We start from the raw sequence: 17,149 nt of genomic DNA, 5'->3' as shown, positions 1-17,149 counted from the left end.
AAACTAGCTGCGCCCCATGCGCCGGGCGATCCGCTTTTCGAGCACCACGAAACCGTCATAGATCAGCACGGCGAGCGCGCCGACGATCAGGCCGCCCTGCAACACATAAGCCGTGTTGCCCGAAAGCAGACCGGCGATGATCACCTCGCCCAGCGTGCGCGCGGCGACGGTCGATCCGATCGTTGCCGTCGAGAGCGAGATCACCACCGAGAGGCGGATGCCCGCGAGGATCACGGGAAAGGCGAGCGGCAGTTCGACACCGATCAGCCGCTGCCAGCCGGTCATGCCCGAGCCGCGTGCCGCCTCGCGCACCGAGGGCGGCAGGCTGAGAAGCCCGGTCATGGCGTTTTCGAAGATCGGCAGAAGGCCATAAAGAAACAGCGCCACGAGCGTTGGCCCGGTGCCAAAGCCGAGCATGGGCACGGCGAGCGCCAGCACGGCGACTGGCGGAAAGGTCTGGCCGATATTGGCGATGGCGCGCGAAAGCGGCAGGAATTCCTCTCCGAACGGCCGGGTGACGAGGATGGCGAACCCGACCGCAACCACCGTCGCAAGCAGCGTCGCGACGGCAACGATCCCCAGATGGCTCAAGGTGAGCGAAAGAATGGAGGTCTGGGTATAGATCGCCGGCGCATCATAGCGGGTGAGCGGCGCAAAGACCGGCGCAAAACTGGTCGGCGTCACGATGAACGCGACGAGCAGGACCAGCGCGGCGAGGCGAATGAGGTTCGAGAGCTTCATTGCGGGCGGGCGGCGCGTTTGTCGAGGGCATCGCGGCTGATGATGCCCACGGGCTTGCCATCCGACACCACCGGGAGGCGATCACGCTGCGACCAGAGCATTTCCGAATAGGCGTCGCGCAAGGAGAGGTCCGAATCGACTGGCTGGCCCTCCGCCGTGCCCGGCTCGACCACGGTCTTTACCTTGGTGAGGGTCATCAGCCGGAACGCCTTGTCGCCCGAGCCCAGCATGGCTTCCACGAAATCGTCGGCGGGGTGGGTGATGATCTCGGCGGGCGAAGCATATTGCAGCACCTTGCCTTCGCTCATCACCGCGATGCGCGTCCCCAGCCGGATCGCCTCGTCCATGTCATGGGTGACCAGCACGATGGTGGTTCCCAGCCGGCGCTGGATATCGACAAGATCGGCCTGCGCCTTGGCGCGGATGATGGGATCGAGCGCGCCGAAGGGTTCGTCCATGAGCAGAACCGACGGGCCCGCCGCCAGCGCGCGGGCCACCCCGACGCGCTGTTTCTGGCCGCCCGACAGCTCATGGGGCATACGGTTGCGGTATTGATCCGGTTCGAGTTGGAAAAGATCGAGCAATTCATCGACCCGGGACGCAGCCTTGGCCTTGTCCCATCCCAGCAGCCGGGGCACCGTCGCGATGTTGCGGGCCACATCCCAATGCGGAAAAAGGCCGTGCCCCTGGATGGCATAGCCGATATGCCGGCGCAGCTCGTACGGGGGCACGTCGCGCGTGTCGCGTCCGTCGATGCGGATGCTGCCCGCCGTGGGCTCGACCAGCCGATTGATCATGCGCAGCAGCGTGGTCTTGCCCGAACCGGACGTGCCCACGATGGTCGCGATCTCACCGGAGGGAATGGTGAGCGTCACATCGTCCACCGCGGGGCGGCCGTCATAGGTTTTCGAGAGATTTTCGATTTCGATCATGGCGTGCCCCTGTTGCGGCCGCGGCTGAGTTCGACGCCGGCATCGAGCACGATCGCCGCGGCAAACGCCATGGCGACGGCGGGAATGGCGCCCAGAAGCACCAGCGGCATCGCTGTCTGCGTGATGCCCTGGAAGACGAAAGTGCCCAGCCCCCCGCCCCCGATCAGACCGGCAATGACGGCAAGGCCGATATTTTGGACAAGGATGATGCGGATGCCGGTGAGGATGACGGGAAAGGCAAGTGGCAGCAGCACTTTTCGCATGCGCTGGCCATTGGTCATGCCCATGCCGCGCGCCGCGTCATTGGCGTCACGGGGAACGGTGTCGAGCCCCACGACCGTATTGGAGACGATCGGCAGCAGCGAATAGGCGAAAAGCGCGAGGAAGGCAGGCGCAAAGCCGATGCCGGCTATCCCGATCGCGGCAGCGCCGGGAACGTTGGCGCCGATCCACGCCATCGGCGCGATCAGGAGCCCGAAAAGCGCCATCGAGGGGATGGTCTGAACGATGTTGAGGCTGCCCAGGATCGCGGCGCGCAACCTGGGAACGCGATAGCACACCACGCCCACTGGCACGCCAACCAAAACGGCAGCGGCAACCGAGCCGAAGGCTAGGAACAGATGGGTTTCGATCTCTCGCAGGAACGCATTCTGGCGACTCTGATATTCACGCATCACGGCCAGATCGTCCCAGAGCCCGGAGACGAGAATGGCGCCCAGCGCAGCGGCGACCCCAATCAGCACCGCCACGCGTGAGAGCGGCTTGAGGCTGAAACGCGCCAGAGCGTCGGTGATCGCAAGCGCGAAGGCGAAGACCAGGATCCAGACTCCCGCCCCCGGCGAAACCCGCGCATAAGTGTCCCCTTCGGGGATCAACGCGGTTGCCCCCAAGCCAACGGCTATGGCGAGGGCACCGAGCGCAAGGCCGGAAACCGCAAGACGCCAGGCGAGTGGCGTGCGCAGGAGCAGGACGAGCAGCGCCAGCCCAAGGCCGCCGATCAGCGCGACGCCCCCCGCGCCCAGCACGTCCCAGGCCGCGACGGTTTCGCCCTGCACGATGCGATTGGCGCGGAAAACGAGAAAGGGCTGGAACGCCAGGGCGAACAGGCCCAGGGCGGCAACCACCACCCCGAGCTTGTCGATGCCCCGCGATATCGGCCCGGAGTGTGTGAGTGTCGTCACGACGAGATGAAGCCCCCTCGCGGCAGCTTCACTCCATCCCTAGAGGAAGCCGGCTTCGGTGAGATAGGCTTCGGCCACCGCATCGGCCGGCTCACCGCCCACCTGCACGCGGCCATTGAGATCCTGAAGCACTTCGAGCGTCAGGCTTTCGAAAACCGGCGCAAGGATTTCCTCGATCTGCGGATATTCCTCGAGCACCTCCTGGCGGATGATCGGGGCAGGCGCATAGACCGGCTGAGCGCCCTTGTCGTCTTCCATGACGACGAGGCCGGAAGGTGCGATGCCACCATCGGTGCCATAGACCATCGCGGCATTGGCGCCGGACGTCTGGTTGGCGGCCGCTGCTATGGTCGCGGCCGTGTCGCCGCCCGAAAGCTGGATGAGCTGATCGGAGGTGAGTTCGAACCCATAGGCTTCCTGGAAGGCCGGAAGAGCTGCCGGCGAGGTCACGAACTCGCTCGATGCGGCCAGGACGATCTCGCCGCCGCCATTCACGTATTCGGCGAAATCGGAGAAGGTTGCGAGCCCGTTTTCCTCGGCGATTTCCGAACGCAGGGCGATAGCCCAGGTGTTGTTGGCCGGCGCGGGCGCGAGCCAGACGATGTTGTTTTCCTGCAGGTCCATTTCCGCGACGCGCTCATAGGCCGATTGCGCGTCGTTCCAGACCGGCTCCTCTCCGAGATTGAAGAAGAAGGCGCCGTTGCCCGTATATTCGGGATAGATATCGATCTGACCCGCCGTGATCGCCTCGCGCACGATGGGCGTGCCGCCGAGCTGGAGCCGGCTCTCGACCGCTATATCGTTTGCTTCCAGCATCTTGACGATGATGTTGCCCAGAACACCGCCCTCGGTGTCGATCTTGGACGAAACCACGACCTGCGCGGAAGCGGCCGTGGTCAGCGCAGCAGCGATGGCCGCGCCTGCGAAGATTTTAAGGATGTGCACTGGATGTCTCCCGATCTGGCTTTCGGTCATTTGCGTCTCCAAGCCTACAGATCGAGACCACGATGACCACCCTCAAAAACGATAAATAATCGTACTCCTTTTGTTCTATGCTCGTCAACCCATCGGATACGGCAGATAGCCGATGAACCCGGTAAGCTTCCAACCGCCCGGCAGCCGGGCGAGAGTATAGATGGACTGCCAGTTGAGGGTATCGTACGTGCCGTCCGTCATGGCGACCTTGCCGTCGAATTTCTTATGAGCGAGCGCACGGTCGCCTGAAATCTCGATCTCGTCGAGGCGGGTTGCCCCGAACACCCCGGCTTTTGCCGTTTCGGTCAAGGCGCGCGACGCGAAGTCGTGGGCGCCGGCCAGCCAGGAGTCCCGATAGGCCCCTAGGGTGGGAAAGCTGATGCGCCAGTCATCGGGATTTTCCGAGGATTTCCCGTCGATGCCGAAGAACCGATCGGCGGCGAAATCGGGTTCGACCATCGACCAGTCGCAAGCCAGGAACGCCTCGATATCGCGGGCAACGAGCATTTCCCAGATGGCGTGGCGGTCAGGGTCGGCGGAAAAGGGATTGAGGGCGTAAAGGTCCATCTTACTTGAGCATTCCGCGATAGATGCCGGGCTTGGAAGCAGGGATTTCGGTGGCGTCGAGCTTGTTTTTGTAGAAGTCGACAGGACCGGGATCGCCGATCACGGCATAGGCAAAGCCTTTGGATTCAAGGTCTTGCAGGGTCTTGAACAGCAGCGCCTCGCCGATGCCGCGACCACGGGCATCTTCCGCGACCCCCGTGGGGCCGAAAAACCCGCGCGCGGTGACATCGCCACAGGCGAAACCGAGTAAGCCATCGGCATCGTGAGCGATCCAGACATCGATGGGCTGGTGCGAGAAGCCGGTTTCCACCTCGGAGCGCCAATGGCGGGAGAAGTGGGTTTCCACCCACTCGCAAACGCTCGCGCGTTCGGGCGCCAGCGCCCGGCGCAGCGTAACGCCTTGATCGATAACGCGTTTATAGTCGTATTCCGGCAGGTCGTAGAGGCGAACGAGGAGGTCGGCCATCAGGCGGCGTCCAGATTTTCGAAGCGATGGCGGACGAAATGGCCCGGTTCGACCTCGACCGGCAAACCCGCCGGTTTGCGGGCCAGGGCGCGGACTTTTTCGACACCCTCGGTGAAGGCGCGGCCCCCGTCGGCATCGTGCACAAACCGCATGGACGGGTCGGGTACGGCGTTCAGAAGAACTTTCGTATAGGGATGTGCCGGGTTTGCCACCACGCTTTTGGACGGGCCCCACTCGACCACCTGCCCGGCAAACATTACGGCGGTCTCTTCGGCCAGATAATGGGCCGTGGCGATGTCATGGGTGATGTAGAGGAAGGTGATGCCGCGCTCTTTCTTCATGCGATCCATCAGCCCCAGGACCGACTTGCGGATCGAAACATCGAGCATGGAGGTGGGCTCGTCCGCGACGATCAGTTCGGCCCCCACCGCCAAGGCGCGGGCGAGATTGACACGCTGACGCTGGCCGCCGGACAGCTCATGGGGATATTTTTCGAGCGTCACGCCCGGATCGAGTTCCACATCGGCAAGTACCCCGAGCACGGCTTTGGCGAGTTCCTCGCCCCCGAGCTTTTTGTGCAGCCTCAGGGGGCGTTCCAGGTGGTGGCGGATGGTATGGGCAGGATTGAGAGCGGCGAAGGGATCCTGGAACACCATCTGCACCGCCTGGCTGTAGGCGAGCCTGTCGGTGCGCGAGTGGATCGAAGCGATGTCGCGCCCCTTGAAGCGGATGGCGCCTTCGGAAAGCTTAAACAGCCGGGTGACCGAGCGACCGATGGTGGATTTGCCCGAGCCGGATTCCCCCACGATGGCAAGCGCCCTGCCCTTGTGGATAGAGAGCGAGACATTGCGCATGGCGACCACCTCCTTGGCGGCGCCGAACATGGGCTTGAGGTGGAAAATCTTGCTGGCGTTATCGATTTCGAGCAGTGGGGTATCGGACATCTCTTGCTCCCTCATGCGGCGCCCAGGCGAGGCATGGCGTCCCACAGCCGTCGGGTATAGTCATGGGCCGGGTTGGTGACGACATCGGCGGTGGGCGCGATCTCGACGATGCGTCCCTCGAGCATCACGGCGATCCGATCTGCGAACTGGCTCATCAGGGCGAGGTCGTGGGTGATGAAAAGGATCGAAAAACCAAACCTTTCCTTCAACACCATGATCTCCTGCAAAATCTCGCGCTGAACAACCACGTCGAGAGCCGTTGTTGGTTCGTCCATGATGATCAATTTGGGATTGAGCGCCAACGCCATGGCCAGAACCACACGCTGGCGCATGCCGCCCGAAAGCTGGTGGGGATAATCGTCCAGCCGGGCGGCAGGAATGCCGACAAGTCGTAGGAGTTCCTCGGCGCGAACCCGGATTTCAGGTTTGGTCATCGCGGTGTGGCGCGCCAGCATGTCACGAAACTGCTCGAACAGGGTGAGCACCGGGTTCAATGAGTTCATGGCGCTCTGGAACACCATGGACACCGTGGACCAGCGCCATTTCTCCAGCCGCGCCGGGGGCATGGCGAGAACATCCTCGCCATCGACGATGATCGAGCCCTTGGAAATGATGGCGGGCGGGCGGTGCAGGCGCATTAGCGAAAAGGCGATGGTGGATTTTCCGCAGCCGGACTCGCCGGCAAGGCCCATGACCTCGCCCTGCCCGATCGCGAAATCCACGCCCTTGACGGCGGTGAACAGGCCCTTGCCGGTGAGGTAGTCAACCTGCAGGCCCTTGACGGAAACGAGCGGGGTCATTGGGCAGCCTCCTGAAGCTTGCCGGCGGCGCGCTGGCGATCGAGCTTTTCCTGCGCCTTGGCGGCGGCGGCGATGGTGCCGAGGGTGCGCAGGCGCGGATTGGAGATTTCATCGACGCCGAAATTCAAAAGCGAGAGCCCTATGCCGATACCGGCCACCGCGACCGCAGGGGCCAGCACCTCCCACCACGCGCCCACGGTGATCGCCGAGGAGTTCTGCGCATGGTAGAGCATGGTGCCCCAGGAGACCGACATGGGATTGCCCAGGCCAAGGAATTCGAGAGTGGCCTGCGTGATGATGGTGTAGGTCACCGAGCCGATGAAATTGAAGCCGATGATCGAGAGCAGGTTGGGCAACAACTCGACAAAGATCATCCGGTGCGCCGGTTCGCCGATCAGCTCGGACGCCTGGATATATTCGCGCTGCCGCAGCGTCATGGTTTGCGCGCGGGTGACGCGCGCACCCCAGGCCCATGAGGTGGTGCCGATGATGATGGCGATCACCACCGGCGAGGTCTGGCCGACGAAGGCAGCGATGACCAGCAGCAGGGGGAGCTGGGGGATGACGAGCACGATATTGGTGCAGAGATTGATGACTTCATCGACGATGCCGCCGAAATAGCCCGCCGTGATACCGAGCACGGTGCCGATCAGAACGACGAGCAGGCCGGCGAAAAACCCGACGGCGAGCGAGGTGCGTGTGCCGTAGATCAACTGCGCGAAGACGTCACGGCCCATGCGCGTGGTGCCGAGGATGGTTTCGCCATCGGGCGCCACATGCGGGCGGCCAACCCGGTCCATGGGATCGACGCCGAGCAACATCGGGCCGAAAATGGCGACGGCGACATAAAAGAGCACGATGGCGAGGCCGATGGCCGCCTTGCGGTTGCGCAGGAAAACCTTGAGCGTTTCGAGCATGGATCAGGCCCTCCGAAGCCGGGGGTCGAGCAGCACGTAGAGCAGATCGACAATGAGATTGGCGGTGAGGATGGCCAGCGTCATGATGAGCAACTGGCCCTGGATCAGCGGATAGTCGCGGGTGACAATGCCGATATAGAGCGTCTGGCCGAGCCCTGGATAGTTGAAGACCACCTCGGTCACCAGCGACCCGCCCAGGATGGCGCCGAGAGTGAGGCCAAGGGAGGTGACCGAGGGGAGGAGTGCATTGCGCGCGGCGTAGTTGAACTTGACGCGGCGCTCGGACAGGCCCTTTGCCAGTCCCATGATGACGTGATCCTCGCCGAGCTGGCCGATCATGTTGTTGCGCATGGTGACGAGATAGCCGCCGACGAAAACGATCATCAGCGAAAAGACCGGCATTATCGCGTGCAAGAGGACGCTGGAGATGTAGGTCCAGGAAAATGCGGCGTCGAGGCTGGGGTTGAAGGCATAGCCGGTGGGCAGCCATTGCAGGGCGACGCCGAAGGTAAAGAGTGCCACGAGCGCGATGACGACCGGGGGGATGGCCTGTAGCGCAAGCGAGGTGGGGGTGATCACCGCATCGAACGCCCCGCCGCGTTTCCAAGCGGCGAAAACGCCCAGGAGCGAACCAATGGCAAAGGCAAGGACCGTGGCGCAACCGGCGAGAAGCAGGGTCCAGGGCAGAGCGTAGCCCAGCCTTTCGTTGACGGTCTGGGGGTAGAAGCGGATGGAATAGCCGAGATCGCCGGTAAAGACCGATTTGAGGTAAGCGAAATACTGCTCGTGCAGCGGACCGGTGGCAAAGCCGAAGGTTTCCACCAGCGCGGCGCGCGCCTCGGGCGGGATCGTGGTTTGCGACTGGGCGAACATGATGTCGATGGGATTGCCCGGCATCAACCGCGGCAGAATGAAATTGATCGTCGCGGCGACGAAAAAAGCGACAATGTAAAAGCCCAGACGGCGCAGGACGAAGGCCATGGCTCACTCTCTCCATATGCTTGGGCGGCTGCCGCAGTCGCCCTTCTCCCCTTGAGGGAGAAGGTGGCGGCGAAGCGGTCGGATGAGGGGTCCGCGGCGCTTGCGGCACACTCGGGCGCCAGCGTGTCGCAGCTAGCTCAGCGCACCCCTCACGCCCGCCCCCTCTCCCTCAAGGGGAGAGGGGGGCTCATTCCGCAGGCGTAGTGGAACTTACTCCACCGGCCGCAGGGCCAGCAGGTGGAGGAGACGCTCGGGGACGCCCGCGTAGTCGACGGGGCGCGCGACGGGATTGTCGGCGTTGAAGAAGCCGGTGAAGCGCGTCGTGTTGTATTCGTACCAGAGCGGGTTATCGAAGACCCAGATGACCGGCATGTCCTCGGCGATCAGCATCTGAATCTCGTTCATATGCCGCTGTTGTTCTTCCGGATCGATGGTGGTGTTGAACGCATCCAGCGCCTCGTCCAAGGCGGGGTTGGAATAGCGCGCCGACTGGAAGCGGGACTGGCCGATGTGACGGGAATGGAGCGCCTGATCCATGAAGTAGTGCGGGGTGACGCCCGTGGTGACCGAATTGATGGCCGCATCATAGTCGCCGGCGATCAACTGGTCCGTCCAGGCCGGGCTTTCCGGGGTCTGCATGGTGGCGTTGATGCCCAATTCGTTCAGCCCTTCGACCGCGAGTTGGACGGTATTGACCCAATCGGTCCAGCCATTGGGGACGATGATATCGAAGGCGATCGGTTCGCCACCCGGCGTATCGATGAAGCCATCGCCATCGGCGTCGGCATAACCGGCTTCTTCGAGCAACGCGCGCGCGGCATCGATGTTGAAATCGGTGTACTCCCCGTACTGGGCCTCAACCTCGGGATTGTTCCAGGTGTGATAGGCCCGGCCCAGGCCCGACGGATAGTCGTTGACCGTGGGATAGCCGTAGCCGGCGATATCGACCATCGCTTCGCGATCCATGGCCATGGAGAAGGCGCGGCGGAAGGCAACGTCGTTGAAGGCTTCCGCAAGGCCCGCATCCTCGGTCTGCATGTTGAGCGAGAAAAAGACCGGCGAGCCCGAGGGGAACCAGTAGCCGTGGTGATCGGGGTCAATGCCCACATAAGTGCGTTCGATGTCGGGAAGAAATGAGCCGAACCAGTCGAGTTCGCCATTGGCCGCGGCGGTCAGAACCTGATCGTTGGTGGCGAGCTGAGGCAGGCGCAGGCAATCCACGTGCAGATTTTCGGCATCCCAGTATTCGGGATTGCGGCACTGGACGTATTCCTGCGGGGTGAAGCGCTCGATTTCGGTCATGGCGCCCGAGGCGACCGGATCGGGGTTGGTGAAGGTCACGGGATCTTCTACATCGGCCCAGATGTGCTCGGGTACCGGATAGACCTGGACGAGCTGGTAGATGAGCCCGGCATCGACTTCGGTCATCTTGAATTCGACGGTGCGATCGTCAACCGCTGTGACGCTTTCGAGCTTGGGCCAGACGGCGCGCTGGTCGAGGGCGGGGTATTCCTTGATGAGGTTGAAGGAAAACGCGACATCCTCTGCGGTCAGCGGCTCGCCATCGGACCAGACCAGGCCCTCGCGCAGGGTGAAGGTGAGGGTCAGGAGGTCGTCGGAATATTCGTAGGATTCGGCCAGGCGGTAATGGGCTTCGCCGCCATGCATGGCGTTGAAGATCACCAGCGGCTCGTACATGAAATCCTGCACGGTGGGCAGCACGGTGGTCGAGTTGAACGGATTGTAGTTTTCGACCCAGGCGGTCAGTTGCTGGGGCACCATTGTGAGAATGGCGCAATCGTCGTCCTGCGCCAGCGCAGCGCCGGTCGGCACGACGAGCGTTGTGGTGAGCAATGCGCCCTTCAAGAATCTGGTGTTCATTGCGATTGAGCTCCCTCCGGTTGAGCCGCAGCCCCTTCGCTGCGGCGTGATGTTCCCCTTCCGCCCGAAGATGGGACGGCTACGCATGAGGCGTAAGGGTCATTTTGCGCTCAAGGAAGAGGGGTGTGTCACGGGTGCTTTTCCGTCAATTGGGCACCCAAAACCGGTAAAACCGTCAAAATCGGCGATACGAGGGAATCCGGCTTTATGTCTTTTGCCATAGCCATATGAATAGACGATGTCATAGGCTGCGCGAGGGGCGCGGCCTTCCAGGAGGAGTGACCATGGTGCCGTCCGGGCTTGCGCCGAAGGGATTTCGCAGCCGGCTGTTCCTGATCCTGATCGCGATCACCACACTGCCGCTGGTTCTGACGGCCTATGCGTTCTTTTCCATCCTCAACGCCAATGTCGAGGAGGAGACCTTCGCACGGCTCGCCTTCGTGCGGGACGCCAAACGCTCCGAGGTCGAACAATACCTCTCCTTTGCCTTCCGGCAGGCCGATTCATTGGCCAAGTCGAACGCCGTTCGATACTCGATCGGCGATTTCTACGGCTTTTCCTATGCCTTCCGGCGGATAGATGCGGACCCCGAGGAGGCGCGGGATGTCCTCCACCGCATCTTCGGGATCAATGGACAGGCGCCGGCCAGCGATGGCGAGTTTTCGCCCGATACCGACGCGATGTTTGCCAATGCGCTCGAATATTCCAACGCGCATCAGCGGTTTCAGGAGGAATATGCGAGCTTCATCCGTTCGGCTGAGTTCGACAATCTCTATCTCGTCAACACGGACGGGCGGGTGGTTTATTCGGTTGAAAAGGACGCCTATCTCGGCGGTGACCTGGATGGGGCGATGGCCGACACCGCGCTGGGACGGCTCGCCGCGCAAACCATGGCAGGAAACGAAACCCTTCAGGTTTCCGATTTCAGCGCCGATCCGGTTACCGGCGCGTTCGGAGCCTATGTCGCGGTGCGGGTGGAGTTCTACCAGCGCCCGCGCGGAGTGGCGATCTTCCGCCTCCCGGCGGCGGGGATCGACGCCATCGTCCAGGCGCAGGAAGAGCAAACCGGCAATTTCTACATGATTGCCGGCAATGGGCGGCTGGTTTCTGCGCCGGCCGGGTTCGTCCAGCCGGTCGGCAGCCTGATCCAAGCGCCCGACGACGAGCGGGCGCCAGCCGACACGGCGCTGATCGATGGCGGGCTTTCCGGCGGCGCGGCGCTAGCGGCCTGGGGACCGGTGGCGTTCGGCGACACGCAGTGGACGCTGGCCGCCGAAGTACCCACCCGCATCGCCTTTGCCAATTCCGAGGCGCTGACCCGGTTCGTGCTGCTCATCGCGGCCATCGCGCTGCCCATCCTGTTCTGGGTCGCCTACCTTCTCTCGCGCACAATGACCGCGCCGCTGCAGAAGCTGACCGAAGTGGCGGAATCGATTGCGGCGGGCGATCTCGAGCGGACTATGCCGAACGTTGAAAAGCCCACCGAGCTGGGGCGGCTCGCCGAGAGCTTCAAGCGCATGCGCGACGCGGTGCGGGCGCAGTTGACCCTGATCGGGCAGAAGAATGTCGAGCTCGAACGGCATGTGAAGCTGATCGAGGAAAAGAACGCGGCGCTGGAAGAGGCCGACCGGCTCAAGGATACCTTCGTCGCCAATACGAGCCACGAATTGCGCACGCCGCTCAACGGCATCATCGGTATTTCCGAGACGCTTTCGGCCGGCGCGGTGGGGGAACTGACGCCCCCCCAGCGCAGCCAGCTCGATTTGATCACCTTTTCGGCGCGGCGGCTCTCGCGGCTGGTGGACGATTTGATCGACATCTACCGCATCCGGCAGGGACGCATGCGGCTCGACATTCATCCGGTGCATGTGGCGACCTCGATCCGCAATGTGATGCAGCTTTCCGAGCCGCTGCTGCGCGGCGAACCGGTGACGCTGGACGTCGATATTCCCGAGACGATCCCCTATGTGATGGCCGATCCGGTGCGGTTTGAGCAGGTGCTCTATAACCTCCTCGGCAACGCCATCAAATATACCGACCAGGGCTCGATTTCGATCACCGCCTGGCGGGCCGGCGACGTGGTGGCGGTGGCCGTGACTGACACCGGCGTGGGGATCGCGCCCGACAGTCTCGAGCGCATCTTCCAGCCGCTCGAGCGCGGGGAAAGCCCCGAGGTGATGGCCAAGCCGGGCGGCGCGGGACTGGGGCTGACCATCGCCCGGCAATTGGCAAGCGCCATGCATGGCAAGCTCTCGGCGCAATCGGAACTGGGCAAGGGCTCGCGCTTCATCTTCGAGGTGCCGGTGGCCGAGACCGAAGCGACGGAAGCGGAAATCCTCACCTATGGCGAGCGCGCGGAGGGATTGCGCGAGACGGTGGGCATGATGCTGGCCGATGCCGCGGAAATGGCGCCGCTTGCCGGGGGCGAGGCGCCGGTGATCCTTGTGGTCGATGACGAGCCGATCAACATTCAGGTGCTGCGCAATGTGCTGGCGCCGCAGGGCTATATCGTCAAGGCGGCCGAGAACGGGATCGACGCGCTGGCGGCGATCGAAAAGCACAAGCCGGACCTCGTGGTGCTCGACGTGATGATGCCGCAGATGGGCGGGCTGGAGGTGGCGCGCCGGCTGCGCGACCGCTATGGGCTGCTGGAGCTGCCGATCATCATGGTGACGGCGCGCTCGCGGACCCGCGACGTGATCGCCGGGTTCGAGCACGGGGCAAACGATTATGTGGTCAAGCCCTTCGTCAAGGACGAGCTGCTGGCGCGAATCGCAACGCTGCTCGAAGCCGGGCGGGCGCGCGGAACGGCGCGGGAAAACATCGAACTCAAATCCGAGATCGAGCGGCGGGTACAGGTGGAAGATGCGCTGCGCCTTTCCCAGCAGCGCATGACGCGGCTGCTCGATACGCTGGAGGCGGGGCTGGTGTGCGTGAGCGATACCGGCAGGATCACCTATGCCAATCAGGCCGCATCCGTATTCGCCGGGCGGGTAATCGATCCGGGGGCGACGCTGCTGTCCGATCTGCTGACGCCGACCATCGTGGACGCCATGATGCGGGCGATCGCCGATGAGGGGCGCGTTTCGCTCGATGAGGTGCCGCTGGGGCGGGCGGGAAGTCCAGTGCTGCTCAACGGCTTCGAACTCGATGCCGATGCGGGGGGTGGATTCGCGCTGGTGATCACGCCCGACACGGCACAGACGCGGCAATCGAGCGATCATCTGGTGCGTTCGGTGCGCGGGGTTCTCGATACGGTCGGGACGGCATTGGTCGAGCAGCGCCCTGCCTTCGCGAGTGGGATTCAAGCCGAAGCGGTACCAGCGCCCGGCAAGGAAGCCTATCGCGAGACGATCGTTGCGGTGATGACGCAATCGATGGCGCTCTGGCGACGGGTCAAGGGCGGATCCAAGATCGATTTTGCCGAACAGAGCGGGGTTTGGCGCGTCAATCTCGACAGGTCATCGCTGCAGGCGCGGACCCTCGACAAATATCTGCTGATCGAAACCCTCCCAGCAAATCCGCGCTGGCGCGACGTGGTGCAGACAGCCGAATTCGTGTTGGCCGACGTGGAAGACGCCGTCGCGGCCAATGCGGAGCTGGCGGTGCAGTACGCCGAATTGCGGACCGCCGCGCAAAGACTGCGCGATCTGGTGCGCGAGCACATCCTGCCCAAGCCCCGTGGCGAAACCGAAGCTCCGGACGTCCAGAACGCCTGAGCTTCTCCCCCAAGTCTGAACACTAACCAAGGCTGCTCAATCATGCCCACGCCCTCATTCCGCCTGGAAGCGGACTGGAACCCTGAAATCGCTATACCCGGTCGGCTGGCGATCACGCTGGTCAATACCGGCGAGACGCCGGTGTCCGGCTTTACCCTCGCGGTGACTTCGCTGTTCCGGATCAAGCCCGACAGCCCGATCGAAGGCGCAAGGCTTGTCGATCAGCTTTCCAACAATCACGTCCTGGCGCCCGAGGAGGGTTTCGTGCTCGAGCCGGGTGGGCGCTGGGAAATCGTTGCCAAACAGATCAGCCATACGCTGCGCCACTATACCTATGGGCCCAAATCGGCGGCGGTGACCTTGGACGACGGGACGATGGTGCCCCCCGAAATTGCGCCCATGACACTCAAGGGCGAGCCTGGATCACCGACCATCCAACACCCCGAGCGCCAGCCCTTGCCCGAAGCGGAAACCACGGTCAGCGTTATTCCCTTTCCGGCTGAGGTCAATGTCTCGGGCAGCGGGGATGTGCCGGAGGCGATCAGGCTGGCAAGCGGGCCCGATGCGGCGCGGACCGCTTTCGAAACGGTGTCGGCTTTGGCCGGGCGGCTGTTTCCCCAAGAAACGCTGTTCGGGAACGGACTGGAAATCACCTGCACCGAAAAGCCCGGACTGGCGGGTGGCGGATACGAGATCGCCTTCGGGGAAACGGTGACGCTTTCGGCCGGCGATGAGCACGGCTTCCGGCATGGGTTCATCACCCTGGCGCAAATGCTGCGCGGGGCCCGGCAGCACCCCGAGGATTTCGTTTTCCCGTCTGGAGGCACGATCACCGATGCGCCCCGGTTTGGCTGGCGCGGCAGCCATCTCGACGTGGCACGGCAGGTCTATACCGTCGCCGAGATCAAGGCGTTCCTGGACACCATGGCCTGGAACAAGCTCAACCGCTTCCATATCCACCTCAATGACGACGAAGGCTGGCGGCTCGACGTGCCCGAATACCCCGAACTGGCCGAGAAAGCCGGCTGGCGCGGGCCGGGCGAATTGCTGCCGCCCCTGCTGGGCAGCCCGTTCGAGCGGCACGGGCTGGTCTATCGGGCGGACGATGTGCGCGAATTCGTCGACTACGGGCTGTCGCTGGGGATTGAAACCATTCCCGAGATTGATATTCCCGGTCATTGCTATTGCGTGATCAAGGCGCTGCCGCAGCTCGCCGATCCGGAGGAAACCGGCATCTACCGCTCGGTACAGTATTTCCCCAACAACGCGCTGAACCCGGCGCTCGAAGAAACCTATGTATTCCTCGAGGCGGTGGTGCGCACGTTGGTCGAATTGTTTCCGGCCAAGTGGATTCACATCGGCGGCGACGAGGTGGCCGACGAGGCCTGGTCGGGGTCGCCGCAGGCCAAATCCATGCAGGGGCCGAATGGCTGGCAGGGGACGTTCGAGCTGCAATCGTATTTTCTGAAGCGCATTCAGTCGCTGCTTGAACAATACGGCAAGGAAACCGGAGCGTGGGAAGAGGCGGCGCTGGGGGGCGGGGTCGATCCCAACCGTTCCTACCTCGTGGCGTGGAAGAAATCGGAAAGTGGGCGGGATCTGGCCTTGACTGGTTACGACGTGGTTCTGGCGCCGGCCGAGCATGCCTATTTCGACATGGCGCAATCGGATGAATGGTGGGAGCCCGGTGCGAGCTGGGCGGGCACGGTGAGCGTGGAAACCTGCTACACATTCGACCCGGCCCATGACTGGCCCGCGGAAGTGCAAGACAAGCTGATCGGCGTGCAATCATGCCTGTGGAGCGAGAACCTCGCGGACCGGAAGCTGTTCGACCATCTGGTTTACCCCAGGCTCTCCGCGATCGCGGAAACCGGATGGTCGCCACGCGAGAAGAAGGATTTTGCCCGGTTCATGGCGATCCAGACGCTGATGCCGAAGGCGGGTTTGGGGTAAACGCCTCGCAACCGCGGCAGACTTTGGCAGACTCAGAGCCCCCTCATCCGTCTCGCCCTTCGGGCGATCCACCTTCTCCCACCAGGGGAGAAGGGTAGCCCGTTTTTGTGGGGTCGCAGGCATCGCCCAGGCGCCCTTCTCCCCTGGTGGGAGAAGGGCCGGGGTTGGAGGGGTGCGCTGAGACTGCCCGAATGCTAACGGCGTACGCTCTGCTCGGCCGCTTCCAAGGTATTCGCCATCAGCATGGCAATGGTCATCGGCCCCACCCCGCCCGGGACCGGGGTAATGGCCCCTGCCCGCTCGGCGGCCGCAGCGAATACGACGTCGCCGACCAGACGGGTCTTGCCCTCGCCCCTTTCGGGCGCCGGAATGCGATTGATGCCCACATCGATGACCGTGGCGCCTTTCTTGATCCAATCGCCCTTTACGAATTCGGGGCGGCCGATGGCGGCCACCACGATATCGGCGCGGCTCACCAGTTCCGGCAGGTCTTTCGTGCGCGAATGGGCGATGGTGACCGTCGCGTTGGCGTGCTGGAGCAGCGCGGCGACGGGCCGGCCAACGAGATTGGACCGCCCAATGACAACGGCATTGAGACCGGAGAGGCCTTCGGGGTGGACGGTGCTCAGAAGCTCCATGCAGCCCTTTGGTGTGCAGGGCAACAGCGTCTTGTCGATCTGGCCCGAAGCGAGCCGGCCGATGGAGATATCGTGAAGGCCATCCACATCCTTGGCCGGATCGAGCGCGCCGATGGTGGTGCGCTCGTCAAGGTGGCTCGGAAGCGGGAGCTGGACGAGAATGCCGTGAATGGCCGGATCGGCGTTGAGATTTGCGATGACGTCGAGCAATTCTGTTTGCGTGGTTTCGGCGGGCAGCGTGTGCTGGACCGAGTGGAACCCGCATTCGGTGGCCATCTTGCCCTTGGAGGCGACATAGACCTGGCTGGCCGGGTTCTGGCCCACCAGCACCACCGCCAACCCCGGAGGATTGCCATGGGTGGCGGCAAAGGCGGCCGCACCCGCCTTGACGCCATCGATGGCCGCTGCGGCGACTGCTTTTCCGTCAATGATCGTGGCGGTCATGGGCGACTCC

Annotated in this window: 14 protein-coding genes; 2 read left to right on the top strand and 12 right to left on the bottom strand. The window is 63.4% G+C overall.

Translation table 11 applies throughout. The features are described from left to right. Nucleotides 1–3: 3 nt before the first annotated feature. The 11 genes from NO934_RS12530 to NO934_RS12480 all read right to left on the bottom strand — a co-directional run bounded on the left by NO934_RS12530 (nt 4) and on the right by NO934_RS12480 (nt 10,385). Nucleotides 4–741, bottom strand: a complete 738-nt coding sequence (locus NO934_RS12530; protein ID WP_309160300.1) for an ABC transporter permease — start codon at nt 739–741, stop codon at nt 4–6. Next, a complete protein-coding gene (locus tag NO934_RS12525; protein WP_309160299.1) occupies nt 738–1,673 on the bottom strand; it encodes an ABC transporter ATP-binding protein in 936 nt (311 codons plus the stop codon). The genes NO934_RS12530 and NO934_RS12525 overlap by 4 nt, the downstream gene beginning before the upstream one ends. Then, entirely contained in the window at nt 1,670–2,854 is a 1,185-nt protein-coding gene (locus tag NO934_RS12520; protein WP_375143253.1) for an ABC transporter permease, read from the bottom strand. The genes NO934_RS12525 and NO934_RS12520 overlap by 4 nt, the downstream gene beginning before the upstream one ends. A 39-nt stretch (nt 2,855–2,893) precedes the next feature. Then, nucleotides 2,894–3,829 carry an ABC transporter substrate-binding protein gene (locus NO934_RS12515; protein WP_309160298.1) on the bottom strand — a complete coding sequence of 312 codons (936 nt, stop codon included), beginning with the start codon at nt 3,827–3,829 and terminating at the stop codon, nt 2,894–2,896. Nucleotides 3,830–3,913: 84 nt separating this feature from the next. Next, the gene (locus NO934_RS12510; RefSeq protein WP_309160297.1) at nt 3,914–4,396 is read right to left on the bottom strand and encodes a hypothetical protein; all 483 of its coding nucleotides are present in this window, start codon (nt 4,394–4,396) and stop codon (nt 3,914–3,916) included. Between the two features lies 1 nt (nt 4,397). Further along, on the bottom strand, nt 4,398–4,862 hold the full coding sequence (locus NO934_RS12505; protein WP_309160296.1) for a GNAT family N-acetyltransferase: 465 nt from the start codon (nt 4,860–4,862) through the stop codon (nt 4,398–4,400). Beyond that, nucleotides 4,862–5,806, bottom strand: a complete 945-nt coding sequence (locus NO934_RS12500) for an ABC transporter ATP-binding protein (protein WP_309160295.1) — start codon at nt 5,804–5,806, stop codon at nt 4,862–4,864. Before NO934_RS12500 ends, NO934_RS12505 begins: the two co-directional genes overlap by 1 nt. Nucleotides 5,807–5,817: 11 nt before the next feature. Continuing rightward, a complete protein-coding gene (locus tag NO934_RS12495; protein ID WP_309160294.1) occupies nt 5,818–6,606 on the bottom strand; it encodes an ABC transporter ATP-binding protein in 789 nt (262 codons plus the stop codon). Continuing rightward, nucleotides 6,603–7,523, bottom strand: coding sequence for an ABC transporter permease (locus NO934_RS12490; RefSeq protein WP_309160293.1), 921 nt, complete (start codon nt 7,521–7,523; stop codon nt 6,603–6,605). The genes NO934_RS12495 and NO934_RS12490 overlap by 4 nt, the downstream gene beginning before the upstream one ends. Nucleotides 7,524–7,526: 3 nt before the next feature. Further along, on the bottom strand, nt 7,527–8,504 hold the full coding sequence (locus NO934_RS12485; protein ID WP_309160292.1) for an ABC transporter permease: 978 nt from the start codon (nt 8,502–8,504) through the stop codon (nt 7,527–7,529). Nucleotides 8,505–8,714: 210 nt separating this feature from the next. Then, entirely contained in the window at nt 8,715–10,385 is a 1,671-nt protein-coding gene (locus NO934_RS12480; protein WP_309160291.1) for an ABC transporter substrate-binding protein, read from the bottom strand. Between the two features lie 284 nt (nt 10,386–10,669). Between NO934_RS12480 and NO934_RS12475 the strand changes: the two genes are divergently transcribed. Further along, nucleotides 10,670–14,104: a response regulator gene (locus NO934_RS12475; RefSeq protein WP_309160290.1), complete on the top strand. Its 3,435-nt coding sequence runs from the start codon at nt 10,670–10,672 to the stop codon at nt 14,102–14,104. 42 nt (nt 14,105–14,146) lie between these two features. Further along, on the top strand, nt 14,147–16,057 hold the full coding sequence (locus NO934_RS12470) for a beta-N-acetylhexosaminidase (RefSeq protein WP_309160289.1): 1,911 nt from the start codon (nt 14,147–14,149) through the stop codon (nt 16,055–16,057). 194 nt (nt 16,058–16,251) lie between these two features. On the opposite strand, the gene folD is transcribed toward NO934_RS12470, so the two are convergent. Continuing rightward, nucleotides 16,252–17,139, bottom strand: a complete 888-nt coding sequence (gene folD, locus NO934_RS12465; RefSeq protein WP_309160288.1) for a bifunctional methylenetetrahydrofolate dehydrogenase/methenyltetrahydrofolate cyclohydrolase FolD — start codon at nt 17,137–17,139, stop codon at nt 16,252–16,254. Nucleotides 17,140–17,149 lie beyond the last annotated feature (10 nt).

This window comes from Pelagibacterium sp. H642, from assembly GCF_031202855.1.
GTDB lineage: Bacteria > Pseudomonadota > Alphaproteobacteria > Rhizobiales > Devosiaceae > Pelagibacterium.
Note: the sequence above shows the minus strand (reverse complement) of the source record. Positions and strands in the feature narration are given on the sequence as shown.